The organism is Streptomyces sp. bgisy100, assembly GCF_057709105.1.
Map to the genome: position 1 here is coordinate 12,978 of NZ_JBYITE010000016.1, position 12,559 is coordinate 25,536.

At 71.9% G+C, this 12,559-nt stretch carries 12 protein-coding genes; 6 read left to right on the plus strand and 6 right to left on the minus strand.

Annotated elements, in window-relative coordinates; translation table 11 throughout:
* Positions 1-174 precede the first annotated feature (174 nt).
* On the plus strand, positions 175-1,593 hold the full coding sequence (locus tag AC3EQ1_RS13715; protein WP_432094603.1) for a family 2B encapsulin nanocompartment shell protein: 1,419 nt from the start codon (positions 175-177) through the stop codon (positions 1,591-1,593).
* A 121-nt stretch (positions 1,594-1,714) separates the two neighbouring features.
* Here AC3EQ1_RS13715 and AC3EQ1_RS13720 read toward each other — a convergent pair whose 3' ends face one another.
* From AC3EQ1_RS13720 to AC3EQ1_RS13730, 3 genes are all read right to left on the minus strand, one after another.
* The gene (locus AC3EQ1_RS13720) at positions 1,715-2,626 is read right to left on the minus strand and encodes an ABC transporter substrate-binding protein (protein ID WP_432094681.1); all 912 of its coding nucleotides are present in this window, start codon (positions 2,624-2,626) and stop codon (positions 1,715-1,717) included.
* A gap of 83 nt (positions 2,627-2,709) precedes the next feature.
* On the minus strand, positions 2,710-3,384 hold the full coding sequence (locus AC3EQ1_RS13725; protein WP_432094604.1) for an ABC transporter permease: 675 nt from the start codon (positions 3,382-3,384) through the stop codon (positions 2,710-2,712).
* Entirely contained in the window at positions 3,381-4,064 is a 684-nt protein-coding gene (locus AC3EQ1_RS13730) for an ABC transporter permease (protein WP_432094605.1), read from the minus strand. Before AC3EQ1_RS13730 ends, AC3EQ1_RS13725 begins: the two co-directional genes overlap by 4 nt.
* A gap of 258 nt (positions 4,065-4,322) precedes the next feature.
* Here AC3EQ1_RS13730 and AC3EQ1_RS13735 point away from each other — a divergent pair, with 258 nt between their 5' ends.
* A complete protein-coding gene (locus AC3EQ1_RS13735; RefSeq protein WP_432094606.1) occupies positions 4,323-5,438 on the plus strand; it encodes an ABC transporter substrate-binding protein in 1,116 nt (371 codons plus the stop codon).
* A gap of 367 nt (positions 5,439-5,805) precedes the next feature.
* Here AC3EQ1_RS13735 and AC3EQ1_RS13740 read toward each other — a convergent pair whose 3' ends face one another.
* Positions 5,806-6,717: an SDR family oxidoreductase gene (locus tag AC3EQ1_RS13740; protein ID WP_432094607.1), complete on the minus strand. Its 912-nt coding sequence runs from the start codon at positions 6,715-6,717 to the stop codon at positions 5,806-5,808.
* 189 nt (positions 6,718-6,906) lie between these two features.
* Positions 6,907-7,719 carry an SDR family oxidoreductase gene (locus AC3EQ1_RS13745; protein WP_432094608.1) on the minus strand — a complete coding sequence of 271 codons (813 nt, stop codon included), beginning with the start codon at positions 7,717-7,719 and terminating at the stop codon, positions 6,907-6,909.
* Between the two features lie 79 nt (positions 7,720-7,798).
* Between AC3EQ1_RS13745 and AC3EQ1_RS13750 the strand changes: the two genes are divergently transcribed.
* From AC3EQ1_RS13750 to AC3EQ1_RS13765, 4 genes are read left to right on the plus strand one after another with little or no spacing between them, the layout of a single operon-like run.
* A complete protein-coding gene (locus tag AC3EQ1_RS13750) occupies positions 7,799-8,632 on the plus strand; it encodes an enoyl-CoA hydratase family protein (protein ID WP_432094609.1) in 834 nt (277 codons plus the stop codon).
* Between the two features lie 14 nt (positions 8,633-8,646).
* A complete protein-coding gene (locus tag AC3EQ1_RS13755; RefSeq protein ID WP_432094682.1) occupies positions 8,647-9,495 on the plus strand; it encodes a CoA transferase subunit A in 849 nt (282 codons plus the stop codon).
* The gene (locus tag AC3EQ1_RS13760) at positions 9,492-10,514 is read left to right on the plus strand and encodes a CoA-transferase subunit beta (RefSeq protein ID WP_432094610.1); all 1,023 of its coding nucleotides are present in this window, start codon (positions 9,492-9,494) and stop codon (positions 10,512-10,514) included. Before AC3EQ1_RS13755 ends, AC3EQ1_RS13760 begins: the two co-directional genes overlap by 4 nt.
* Positions 10,511-11,656 carry an NAD(P)H-dependent flavin oxidoreductase gene (locus AC3EQ1_RS13765; RefSeq protein ID WP_432094611.1) on the plus strand — a complete coding sequence of 382 codons (1,146 nt, stop codon included), beginning with the start codon at positions 10,511-10,513 and terminating at the stop codon, positions 11,654-11,656. The genes AC3EQ1_RS13760 and AC3EQ1_RS13765 overlap by 4 nt, the downstream gene beginning before the upstream one ends.
* A 20-nt stretch (positions 11,657-11,676) precedes the next feature.
* On the opposite strand, the gene AC3EQ1_RS13770 is transcribed toward AC3EQ1_RS13765, so the two are convergent.
* A complete protein-coding gene (locus AC3EQ1_RS13770; RefSeq protein ID WP_432094612.1) occupies positions 11,677-12,267 on the minus strand; it encodes a hypothetical protein in 591 nt (196 codons plus the stop codon).
* Between the last annotated feature and the right edge of the window lie 292 nt (positions 12,268-12,559).

A 12,559-nucleotide genomic window follows, 5' to 3' on the forward strand; every position in this document is an offset into this window, starting at 1 on the left:
ACAAGGCTCCTCGCACAAGATTCCTCGTACAACGACAGCACAGCGGACCGGATTTCGCATGCTGTCCGCCGCACCGGCACGGTCCGGTGCACAGCCGAGCTCTTCCCGTGAACAGCCGGTGCCGAACCGGCTGTTCCACGACACGTACCGCACAGAAATGGGTGACATTCCCCGATGACCACGTCTGTGGAAATGAGTTCCGCCTCCGAGGACGGGCGGCAGCCCCAGCTCAGTCTGGCGACCGCCGCGGCGCGGAACCTGGCCACCACGACCAAGTCGGTCCCCCAGATGCAGGGGATCTCCTCGCGGTGGCTGCTGCGCGCGCTGCCCTGGGCCGAGGTCACCGCCGGCACGTACCGGGTCAACCGGCGTCTCACCCACACACTGGGGGACGGGCGCGTCGAGTTCGTCACCACCGGAGCCGAGGTCCGGGTGATCCCCGCCGAGCTGCGGGAACTCCCCCAGTTGCGCTCCTTCGACAACGCTTCGGTGCTGGAGGCGCTGGCCGACCGGTTCGTGCAGCGGGAGATCGCCGCGGGGCAGACGATCGTGGAAGCCGGACAGCCGGTGGACCGCGTCCTTCTCATCGCGCACGGCAAGGCCGACAAGCTGGGCACCGGGAAGTACGGCGACCGCACGGTGCTGGGCGTCGTCGCCGACGGCGACCACATCGGCGAGGACCTGCTGACCGGGCAGGGCGGCGACTGGCCCTTCACCCTCCGGGCCGCGACCACCTGCACCGTACTGGCCCTCCCCCGGCACGCGCTGGACGAGGTCACCGCGCGGTCCGAAGCACTCCAGGCGCATCTGGAGGAGTTCCGCGCGGCGCCCCATCTCCCGCAGAACAAGCACGGTGAGGCGGCCATCGAGCTGGCCTCGGGGCACAGCGGCGAGTTCGCGCTGCCGGGCACGTTCGTGGACTACGAGCTCGCGCCGCGCGAGTACGAGCTGAGCGTCGCGCAGACCGTCCTCCGGGTCCACAGCCGCGTCGCCGACCTCTACAACGAACCCATGAACCAGGTCGAGCAACAGCTCCGCCTCACCGTCGAAGCCCTCCGCGAACGCCAGGAACACGAACTCATCAACAACCGCGAGTTCGGCCTCCTCCACAACGCCGACCTCAAGCAGCGCATCCACACCCGCAGCGGCCCGCCCACCCCCGACGACCTCGACGAACTGATCTCGCGGCGCCGGAAGACGCAGCTGCTGCTGGCGCACCCGACGACCATCGCGGCGTTCGGCCGGGAGTGCAACCGCCGGGGGCTCTACCCGCAGGGAGTGGAGTACATGGGGCAGCAGGTGCGGGCCTGGCGGGGCATTCCGCTGCTGCCGTGCAACAAGATCCCGGTCACCGAGGCGCGGACGAGTTCGATCCTCGCGCTGCGGACCGGGGAGGCCGACCAGGGTGTGGTCGGCCTGCGCCAGACGGGGATTCCGGACGAGGTGCAGCCGGGGCTCAATGTGCGGTTCATGGGGATCGACGAGAAGGCCGTCATCTCCTACCTGGTGAGCGCCTACTTCTCGGCCGCCGTCCTGGTGCCGGACGCCCTGGGCATCCTGGAGGACGTGGAGGTCGGCCACCAGGACGGGTGACGCGCCCGGGGCGGTGCATGGCGGCGTGGCGGGTCTCCCTCCCCCCGCCACGCCGCGTGCACCCCTCGCGGCTGCTGCGGCACCGCGGGTGTCAGAGCGGCTTCTGCGGGCACCCCGTGGGTCAGATGAGCCGCTTCTCCCGGAGGTACGAGCGGGCCACATCGGCGGGCAGCCGGCGCCAGCTGTCCACCTGCTCGTTGAGCCGCGTCAGGTCCTCGGTGGTCAGCACCTGGTTGAGCGCGTTCAGCGCGTTCACGGCCCGGGTGTCGCGGGCCCGGCCGGCGTGGAGCACGGGCACGATGTGGTCGGCGTTCTGCAGCTGCCGGTCGTCCGCGAGGAGGACCAGGCCGAAGCTGTCGAGTGTGCCGTCGGTACCGGTGGTCAGCACCAGCTGGTCCCGGCCCGACGCGACCGCCTGTTTCGCCTGGGTGGTGCCCACGCCCTTGGGGTCGACTCCGGTGACCCGGATGCCGTACCGGCGGCGCAGGCCGGGCAGACAGTACGGCCGGCGGACGCATTCGTCACCGGCCGCCAGGCGCACCCGCAGTCCGGAGGCGCCCAGTTGGGAGAGGGTGGTCAGCCGGTGGCGGGCGGCGAAGGAGCGGCTGACGGCGAAGGCGTTGCGGTCGACGGCCCGGCCCGGTTCCAGGACCGTGAGACCGCGGGCGGCGGCGAGGGGCCGCAGGGCCCGCAGGGTGGCGTCGAGGTCGGGCGAAGCGACGGGCTTGGCGTCGGGGCCGTGCTGCTTGGCCCGCAGCCAGTCGGCGAGGGTGGCGGCGTACTCGGGGACGACGTCGATCCGGCCGCTCTCCAGGGCGGGTTCGTACAGCTCTCGGTTGCCGACGGTCAGGATGTCGGTCCGGTACCCGGCCCTGCCGAGCAGCAGGGCGTACATCTGCGCCAGCAGCTCGCTCTCGGTGAAGCCCGCCGACGCCACGGTGAGGTGCCGGCCGCCGTGCGGGGCTCCGGTGACTTCGCCCCGGCGTTCCAAGGCGGGCCCGGTCGCGCAGCCGGTCAGCAGCAGGACGGCCATCAGGACCGTGCCGGCGCGGGCCGCCGGCCTCCTGCGGACGGCCGAACCTCCTCGGACCGCCGGTCTGCTGCGCACCGTCGGCTTCACCCCGTCCGCCCGCGCAGCCAGGCGGGCGCCAGCCGTTTCGCGCCGACGAACGTCCCTTCCACGCACAGGGCGAGCAGGGCCACGAGCAGCGCGCCCGCGATGACCTGCGGGGTGCTGGCGAGGCTGAAGCCGGCGGTGATGATCCGCCCCAGCCCGCCGCCCCCGGCGAGGGCGGCGATGGTGGCGGTGGCGACGAGCTGGACGGCCGCGATGCGCACACCGGTGAGCACCAGCGGCATGGCCAGCGGCAGTTCGACGTTCCACAGCAGCTGACGGCCGGTCATGCCCATGCCCCGGGCGGCCTCCACGACGTCCGGGTCGGCTCCCCGCACACCGACGTAGGCGTTGGTGAGCAGCGGCGGCACGGCGAACAGCACCAGGGCGATCATCGTGGGCCCTTCCCCGTACCGGCCGACCGGGCTCAGCAGGAGCAGCACCAGCACGGCGAACGTGGGAACGGCGCGGCCCACGTTGGAGACGTTGACGGCGAGCACGCCGCCGCGGCCGAGGTGTCCCAGGACGACGGCGACCGGCAGCGCGATGAGGCAGCTGACGATCAGACAGACCGCGGTGAGCCAGGCGTGTTCGGCGAGCCGGTTCCCGATGCCGTCCGCTCCGGCCCAGTGCGCCGGGTCGGAGAGCCAACGCGCCGCCTGTGCCGTGGTGTTCACCGGGCCGCCCGGTGCCGCTGCCAGGGGGTGAGCAGCCGCTGCACGCCGAGGAGCAGCAGGTCGGCGCCGACGGCGAGGGCGACGCAGAGCGCGGAGGCGGTGAGCACCTGGGCCTTGAAGTAGCTGTTCATGCCGGTGTTGATGAGGTTGCCGAGTCCGCCGTGGCCGACGACGGCCCCGAGGGTCGCGAGCGATACGGCGGACACGGTCGCGATCCGCACCCCGGCCATGACGACCGGTACGGCGAGGGGCAGTTCGACGGCGAGCAGCAGGCGCAGCGGTCCGTAGCCGAGTCCGCGGGCCGCTTCCCGGACGTCCGCGGGGACGCCGTCGAGTCCCGCGAGGATGTTGCGGACGAGCAGAGTGAGCGAGTACAGCACCAGCCCGGCGACGACGACGGACTCCGAGAGCCCGTACAGCGGCAGGAGCAGCGAGAACATGGCCAGCGAGGGAATCGTGTAGAGCACCGTGGTGACGCCGAGGACGGGCGGCGCGGCCCAGCGGCGGCGCCGGGCGAGGAGCGCCAGCGGGACGGCGAGGAGGAGCGCGAGTCCGACCGCTGCCGAGGTGATGCGGAGGTGTTCCAGGAACGCGTCGAGGAGGACCTCGCGGCGGGTGCTGAGATACGCGCCGCAGATCCAGTCGTTGTGAGCGAGACAGTCGTCCGGGGCCGCGGTCACCTCACCATTGCAGCCCGGGGGCCGCGCCGGCCGCGCGTCCTGTTCGTCCGTTCGGGGCACCCCGGTCCGCACGCGCCCCATTGGCCCGGACCGCGCCACGGCGACCCGCTTCCCGCGCCTCACCCCTTTACACACGCTGTCGCCCTGTGTTCACTGGCCCGTTATTGACACAGCGTGTAGTTGTGCAGTTGTCTTTTGCAGCCTTGTTCGGAGTCCCGGGAGCCCCTTGTGATCGCCCATCGTGCCCAAGCTGTCGCTTTGAGCGGCTGCCTCGCCCTTGCGGCCCTGCCCCTGAGCGCCTGTGGCGCCCTGACGAAGGATGCCGTCGAGAGCAAGAACGCCTCGGTCGCCACCTCAGCCGAGGACGCGGGTGGGATGGAAGCCCTGGTCGCCACGGCGAAGAAGGAGGGGCGGCTGAACGCGGTCGCCATCCCGCGCGACTGGGCGAACTACGGCGACCTGATCGACGGCTTCGAGAAGAAGTACGGCATCACGGTGCACGTGGCCAACCCTGATGGGTCCAGCGAGGACGAAATCAAGGCGGTCAAGGCCAAGAAGGGCAAGAACCACACACCGGACATCCTCGATGTCGGCGGTTCGTTCGCCCGGGACGCGGCCCGGGAGGGCCTGCTGGCCACCTACAAGGTCGAGCCGTTCAACAAGATCCCGAAGACCCAGAAGGACCCGCGGGCCCGCTGGTACAACGACTACGGCGGTTACATCTCGATCGGCTGCGACGCCAACCGGGTCGAAACCTGCCCGGAGTCGTTCGCCCAGCTGCTGCGGCCCGAGTACGCGGGGAAGGTCGCCATCAACGGCAACCCCAACAAGTCGGGCTCGGCCTTCGGGGTGGTGTACGCGGCGGCGCTGGCCAACAACGGGTCCTTCAACGACATCGGGCCGGGCCTGGACTACTTCCGGAAGCTCAAGAGCCGGGGCAACTTCAACCCCGTCGAGTCGACCCCGGCCACCGTCTCGAACGGCAAGACGCCCATCAGCGTCGACTGGGACTACCTGAACGCCGGATACGCCGACCAGTTCCGCGACAAGGGCATGGACTGGCAGGTCACCGTCCCCACCGACGGCGTCTTCGCCCAGTACTACACCCAGGCGATCAACAAGGAGGCCCCGCACCCGGCGGCCGCCCGGCTGTGGCAGGAGTACCTGTTCAGCGCCGAGGGCCAGAACCACCGGCTCGACGGCTATGCGCGCCCGGTCCTCATGGACGCCATGAAGGCGGACGGGACGCTGCACGAGATCGCCGCCGCCTGGCTGCCGGAGGTGGAAGGCGTGCCGCGGTTCCCGAGCGAGGCGCAGACCGTCAAGGCCAAGAAGGCCGTGGCCCGCGGCTGGTCGCGCGCCATGTCCCGCTGAGGCATCGCGGCGGGAGCTGTTCGCGGCGGACGGACGTCCGGACGGCGGCGGCGCGAGCGGTGTCGGCGGCGTCCGGTCGGCGTGGTCGGCCACCGGCACGCCGGTGTGCCGGCGCGTGAGGGTGTGACCCTCGCGCTGGCGTGACGGCGTGCGTGGACCTCCTCGTCGGTGGGCGCACGCCGCACGCGTTCGCCGGTGGGGCCCGGGGCGGATACGTCCCGGGCCCCGGCGCTCCGCCTCTGCCCCTGCCCCTGCCCCTGCCTCCGCCTCCGCCTCCGCCTCCGCCTCCGCCTCCGCCTCCAACGGCATACGCGGCTCCCGCGACCGCCGGGTGTCCGGCGGACGCCGGCGGGCCACCGCCCTGCGGTCAGCCCGCGCCGTACACCGGCTCCGGGGGCCGGGCGTCGGCCAGCAGTCCCAGCGCCACGTCACCGGCCTCGGCGGGCGTCCAGCGCGCCCCCTTGTCCACGGTGGGACCGGCCCTCCAGCCCTCCATCACAGTGATCCGGCCCGCTTCGGCCTCGAAGACCCGGCCCGTCACCCCGGCGGAGCCTTGCGAGCCCAGCCAGACGACGAGCGGGGAGACGTTCTCCGGGGCCATCGCGTCGAACGCGCCGTCACCCGGCGCCGCCATGGCCTCCTCGAAGGTCCGTTCGGTCATCCGGGTGCGGGCTGCGGGGGCCACGGCGTTCACCTGGATGCCGTAGCGGCCCATCTCGGCGGCGGCGACGAGGGTGAGGGCGACGATCCCGGCCTTGGCGGCGGAGTAGTTGCCCTGCCCGACGCTGCCGAGCAGTCCGGCGCCGGAGCTGGTGTTGATCACGCGGGCCGCGGGGGTGCGCCCCGCCTTCGCCTCGGCCCGCCAGTGCGCCGCCGCGTGCCGCAGGGGCAGGAAATGGCCTGTGAGATGGACGCGGACGACGGCGTCCCAGTCGTCCTCGTCCAGGTTGACGAGCATCCGGTCCCGCAGGAATCCGGCGTTGTTGACCAGGGTGTCGAGGCGGCCGAAGGTGTCGAGCGCGGTGGTGACGAGCGAGGCGGCGCCCGTGACGGTCGCGATGTCGCCCGTGTGGGCGACCGCCTCACCGCCGGCGGCCCTGATCTCGTCCACGACGTGCTGGGCCGGGCCCGACGAGCCTCCCGCACCGTCCGGGCCGACGCCGAGGTCGTTCACGACGACGCGGGCACCCTCGGCGGCGAAGGCCAGGGCGTGCGCCCGCCCGAGCCCACGCCCCGCCCCGGTCAGCACGACGACGCGCCCGCTGCAGATTCCGGTCATTCCGCACTCCTCCGTCGGCACTTCGGCTTCTCCGTCGGCAGTTCGGCTTCGATGGACAGTGCTGTGCCGGCCGGCCCCCTGCCGGCCGACGGTTCCCGCGACGCCATGGCCCGGGGCCCTTCATGCCCCCTCACCACGGCACCTTCGGCCGGCGGATCGTGCGGGACGCCAGCGCGAGGCCGGCCCGGCTCACCGCGGGCGGGTCCGGTCGACGCCGTCCGCGGGTGGACCGGTCGTGTTCGCCGCGTCCAGGAACGCGGGGCGCTCCCCGCCCCCGTGGACGAGCAGGCTGGCCCCGGTGATGTACGCGGCGCGGTCGGAGGCGAGGAAGACGGCGGCGTCGCCGGCCTCGTCGGGCTCGGCCAGCCGGCCCAGCGGGACCGTCCGGCCGACGGCGGCCACCCCGGCGGCGTCCCCGTAGTGCAGCCGGGAGAGCTCGGTGCGCACCATGCCGAGGACGAGGGTGTTGACGCGGACGTCCGGCGCCCACTCCACCGCCATCGAGCGGGCGAGGCTCTCCAGCCCCGCCTTGGCCGCGCCGTAGGCCGCCGTCCCCGGCGAGGGGCGGTCGCCGCTCACACTGCCGATCATGATCACCGACCCCGGTGTCCGGTGCTCCGTCATCACCGCGTGGGCGGCGAGGGAGGCGGCGAGGGCGCCGGTGAGGTTCAGTTCGACGACCCGGGCGTGGCGTTCGGGTCCGGCGTCCGCGAGCAGCCGGTGGGGCGTGCCCCCGGCGTTGTTGACGAGGCAGTCCAGCCGGCCGTACAGGTCGGCGATCCCGGTGAAGAAGGCCCCGACGGCCGGGGCGTCCCGCAGGTCCAGGGGGTGGAAGTCCGCGGTCCGCCCCGCTGCCGTGACCGGTTCGCCGGGCGGTCGCCGCGCGGCGGCCACCACCCGGGCACCGGCCCGCAGAAACGCCCGCGCGATGCCCGCTCCGACCCCGCGGGTGCCGCCGGTGACCACGACCACGCGTCCCGCCAGGTCCAGTTCGATGCCCACCTCGCACCTCCCGCGGCGCGCCGACCGCTGCTACCGTCCCACCTAACAAACGTTTGGTGGAAAGGTAGCGGATTCGCTCATGGGTGTCTCCACCTCCGTCCCCGACGCGGGACTGGCCGTTGTCACCGTCGACTACCCGCCCGTCAACGCCCTGCCGGTGCGGGGCTGGTACGAGCTGGCCGACGCGGTACGCGCCGCCGGACGCGACCCGGCCGTGCGCTGTGTCGTGCTGACCGCCGCCGGACGCGGCTTCAACGCGGGCGTCGACCTCAAGGAGATGCAGCGGGAGGAGGGCCACGGCGCGCTGCTGGGCGCCAACCGGGGCTGCTACGAGGCCTTCGCCGCGGTCTACGAGTGCGAGGTTCCGGTGGTGGCCGCCGTGGCGGGCTTCTGCCTGGGCGGCGGCATCGGCCTGGTCGGCAACGCGGACGCCGTCGTGGCGAGTGACGACGCGACGTTCGGGCTGCCCGAGCTGGACCGGGGCGCGCTCGGCGCGGCCACGCACCTCGCCCGGCTGGTGCCGCAGCATCTGATGCGCGCGCTGTACTTCACCTCCCGCACCGCCACCGCCGAGGAGCTGCACCGGCACGGCTCGGTCTGGGAGGTCGTCCCCCGGGAGCGGCTGCTGGACGCGGCGTTGGCGCTGGCCCGGGAGATCGCGGCGAAGGACGGCTACCTGCTGCGCCTGGCGAAGGCCGCGATCAACGGCATCGACCCTGTCGACGTGCGGCGCAGCTACCGCTACGAGCAGGGGTTCACATTCGAGGCGAATCTCAGCGGGGTGGCCGGCCGGCACCGTGAGGCGTTCGTCACCCGCAAACCGGACCGTTCGCCTCCTTCCACGCCTACGGCGGCATCGGGAACTTCGGAAGGTGCGGCGCATTCCCCCCGTTCCGCAGAGGAGGCGCGGTGAGCACCGACAAGACGATGACCGCCGAGGAGGCCGTCGGCCGGCTGGAGAGCGGGATGACGGTCGGCATCGGCGGCTGGGGTTCCCGGCGCAAGCCGATGGCCCTGGTGCGGGCGCTGCTGCGGTCCGGTGTCACCGACCTGACCGTGATCGCGTACGGCGGCCCGGACGTGGGACTGCTGGCCGCCGCGGGCCGGATCCGGAAGCTGGTCACCGCGTTCGTGACGCTCGATTCGATCCCGCTGGAACCGCACTACCGGGCGGCGCGGGAGCGGGGGGCGTTCGAGCTGGTGGAGCTGGACGAGGCGATGTTCCAGTGGGGTCTGACCGCGGCCGCCCACCGGCTGCCCTTCATGCCGGTCCGGGCCGGGCTCGGTTCGGACGTGTTGCGGATCAACCCGGGGCTGCGGACGGTGAGATCGCCGTACGAGGACGCGGAGGAGCTCGTCGCCGTCCCCGCCCTCCGCCCGGATGTCTCCCTGGTCCACCTCAACCGGGCGGACTCGCACGGCAACGGTCAGTATCTGGGCCCCGATCCGTACTTCGACGACCTCTTCTGTGCGGCGGCCTCGACCGCCTATGTCTCGTGCGAGCGGATCGTGGACAGCGCGAAGCTCCTCGACGCGGGTGGTCCGCAGACGCTGCTCATTCCCCGGAGCCATGTCACCGGGGTCATCGAAGCGCCGAACGGCGCGCACTTCACTTCATGCGCCCCCGACTACGACCGTGACGAGCCGTTCCAGAGGGCATACGCGACCGCCGCCGCGGACCCTGCGGCCTGGCGGACCTTCACCGACCGCTTTCTCTCCGGCGGTGAACACGCCTACCGGGCCGCGGTGGCGGCATGGCAGGAGGAGCAGCGATGACGTCCGGACCGGCGAACTCCATGACGGCGGGCTCCATTCCGGCGGACTCCGAACCGGCGGTTTCCGGAAGGGCGGTTTCCGGAAGGGCGGCGGCGACCCGCGCCGAGTACTGCGTGGTGGCGTGCGCCGAGGCCTGGCGCGGTGCCGGGGAGATCCTGGCGAGTCCGATGGGCACGGTGCCGACGATCGCGGCCCGGCTGGCCCGGCTGACGTTCGCGCCCGATCTGCTGCTCACCGACGGGGAGGCGCTGCTCATCGGGGACGTACCGGAACTGGGCGGCACGGCACGGGTGGTGGAGGGCTGGCTGCCGTTCCACCGGCACCTGGCCATGGCCGCCGGGGGCAGGCGCCACGTGATGATGGGCGCCTCACAGCTCGACCGGCACGGCAACCAGAACATCGCCTGTATCGGTGACTGGGAACGCCCCGACCGGCAGTTGCTGGGGGTTCGCGGAGCACCCGTCAACACTCTCAACCACGCGACGAGTTACTGGGTGCCCCGGCACTCCCGGCGGGTGTTCGTCGAGCGGGTCGACATGGTCTGCGGCGTGGGCTACGACCGGGCGGCGGCAGCGGGCCCGTCGGCCACCCGCTTCCACCGCCTCCCACGGGTCGTCAGCGATCTGGGGGTCTTCGACTTCGAGACCCCGGACCGGTCGATGCGGCTGGTCTCCGTGCACCCGGGGGTGACGGTCGACGATGTCGTGGCGGCGACGGGGTTCCCGCTGGCGGTCGCGTCCGGGGCGGCGGATCCGTCCCGGGCGGAGAACTCGTCCGGGGCGGCGCACTCGTCCGAGGCGGCCGATCCGTCCGGGCAGGGGGATCCGGCGGAGCCCGGCGCGCCGTCCGGGCAGGCGGATGTCCAAGAGTCGGCGAGTGTCCAGGAGTCGGCGGCTGCCCAGGGGTCGACCGCTCCGACCGGGGTGCCGTTCACGCGGGAGCCGACGGCCGAGGAGCTCCGGCTGATCCGCGAGGTGCTCGATCCGCGTGGGCTGCGCGACCGGGAGGTCCGCTCATGACGGCGCCCGGACAGCCGGTGGACCTGACCCAACTGGCTGCTCACGGAAAGGAGTCGAGGACGGCAGTGGCCACCCGCCACATCGACACCCCGCTCACCCGGCTGGCCGGAGTCCGGCATCCGGTCGTCCAGACCGGGATGGGCTGGGTCGCCGGCCCCCGGCTCGTCTCGGCCACCGCGGCGGCCGGAGCACTGGGCATCCTCGGGTCGGCGACCATGACACCCGACCAGCTGCGGTCCGCGATACGCGAGGTGCAAGGCCGCACGGACGCGCCGTTCGGGGTCAACCTCCGCGCCGACGCGGGGGACGCGGAGGAGCGGGTGCGGATCATCATCGACGAGGGCGTGCGGGTCGCCTCGTTCGCCCTCGCGCCGTCCCGGGAGCTGATCGCGCGGCTGAAGGACGCGGGCGTGGTCGTCATTCCGTCCGTCGGCGCCCGCCGGCACGCGGAGAAGGTCGCCGCCTGGGGCGCCGACGCGGTGGTGGTCCAGGGCGGCGAGGGCGGTGGCCACACCGGCGAGGTGGCGACCACCGTCCTGCTGCCCCAGGTCGTCGACGCCGTCGACATCCCGGTGATCGCGGCGGGCGGCTTCTTCGACGGACGCGGCCTGGTCGCGACCCTGGCGTACGGGGCCGCAGGTATCGCCATGGGCACCCGCTTCCTGCTCACCTCGGACAGCACGGTGCCCGACGCGGTGAAGGCCCGCTACCTGGCGGCGACGGTCCGGGACGTCACCGTCACCACGGCGGTCGACGGCCTGCCGCACCGGATGCTGCGCAGCGAACTCGTCGGCTCCCTGGAACGCTCCGGCCGCCTCACCGCTCTGCTCCGCGCCGTCCGGCACGCCGCGTCGTTCCGCGCCGTGTCCGGCCTGAGCTGGCCGCAGATGGTCCGGGACGGACTGGCCCTGAAGCACGGCAAGGACTTGACATGGAGTCAGGTGCTGCTCGCGGCCAACACCCCGATGCTGCTCAAGTCCTCGATGGTGGAGGGCCGCACGGACACGGGTGTCATGGCCTCGGGGCAGGTCACCGGACTCATCGAGGACCTGCCCTCGTGCGCGGAACTGGTGGACCGGGTCGTGCGGGAGGCGTGTGCGGTGCTGGATGGGCTGCCCGGCGGGGCCGAGCCTCGGCAGTGACGGCACTGGACTGTGGCCAGTCAGGCACGCTGGGCGGTAGTCAGTCGGTCGACCTGTTTGTTGAGTCGGTCGATCTGCTTATTGACGAGCCCGAGGGGGAACTGAGCCTTCTCGCCTATGTTCAGCTCTTCGAAACTCGCCGTGACGTTGCCTGTCCGTACGAAAACGTGGTGTTCATCCCTAAGTCCACGTCCGTCCGGCAGCGGAATGATCAGGTGGAAACTGAGGACCTCATCCCCGATATCGGGGGCCTTCTCCAGGGTGATCTTCGCGTTGAACTTCCCGTCCGGGCCGACTCCTGTGAAGGACTTGCAGTTCATGAGCGAGTAATGAAGCTGCTGAAAGGCTCCTTCTGCCATCGCCTCGTCGTACGAAGCCAGCGTGGACCCGCCCCCCATGATGTTCTTCTTCCAATTGAAGATCTGGAGCACGACCGCGGACGCATTCTCGGCGTTAAGCACCTCAAAAATTCTCTCGCAATAAGCATCCGAGACGGGCGGGCCATTGCGGCGCTCACCTTCTGGAACAGGATCTTGCACAGGCACGCTCTCGGCTTGTGGCACGTCGCTGTCCCTGAGGGCGAGTGTCTTCAGCTGCTCCGCGGTTAACACGGGTCTCGAGGGTCTCGAGGGTGCTTCCGTCGTCGGAGTCGCCGTTGGGCGGCTCGCCGCTTCTTCGGTTGAGCAGCCGGAGACGACAAGCAGTCCGGCAACCACCGTATGACTTGCTGACATCCGTCGTATGAGTGCAGCCACATGTGCCTCCCCTGAGCTGTCTGTACGCGTCGGATAGACGCTAGCCGCAACCACCGGTGGCGGGAGCGCGATCTGGCCCACTTGTGGTGGACAGCAAACGACAGCGAACGTGAAGCGCGGGCTCCGGACCTCGCCAGTCCGGCCAGTC

Coding starts and splice junctions, on each gene's coding strand:
- AC3EQ1_RS13740 (WP_432094607.1), bottom strand. CDS start 6,717: ATGACCGGAATCTGCAGCGGGCGCGTCGTCGTGCTGACCGGGGCGGGG.
- AC3EQ1_RS13720 (WP_432094681.1), bottom strand. CDS start 2,626: ATGGCCGTCCTGCTGCTGACCGGCTGCGCGACCGGGCCCGCCTTGGAA.
- AC3EQ1_RS13760 (WP_432094610.1), top strand. CDS start 9,492: ATGACGTCCGGACCGGCGAACTCCATGACGGCGGGCTCCATTCCGGCG.
- AC3EQ1_RS13755 (WP_432094682.1), top strand. CDS start 8,647: ATGACCGCCGAGGAGGCCGTCGGCCGGCTGGAGAGCGGGATGACGGTC.
- AC3EQ1_RS13715 (WP_432094603.1), top strand. CDS start 175: ATGACCACGTCTGTGGAAATGAGTTCCGCCTCCGAGGACGGGCGGCAG.
- AC3EQ1_RS13750 (WP_432094609.1), top strand. CDS start 7,799: ATGGGTGTCTCCACCTCCGTCCCCGACGCGGGACTGGCCGTTGTCACC.
- AC3EQ1_RS13765 (WP_432094611.1), top strand. CDS start 10,511: ATGACGGCGCCCGGACAGCCGGTGGACCTGACCCAACTGGCTGCTCAC.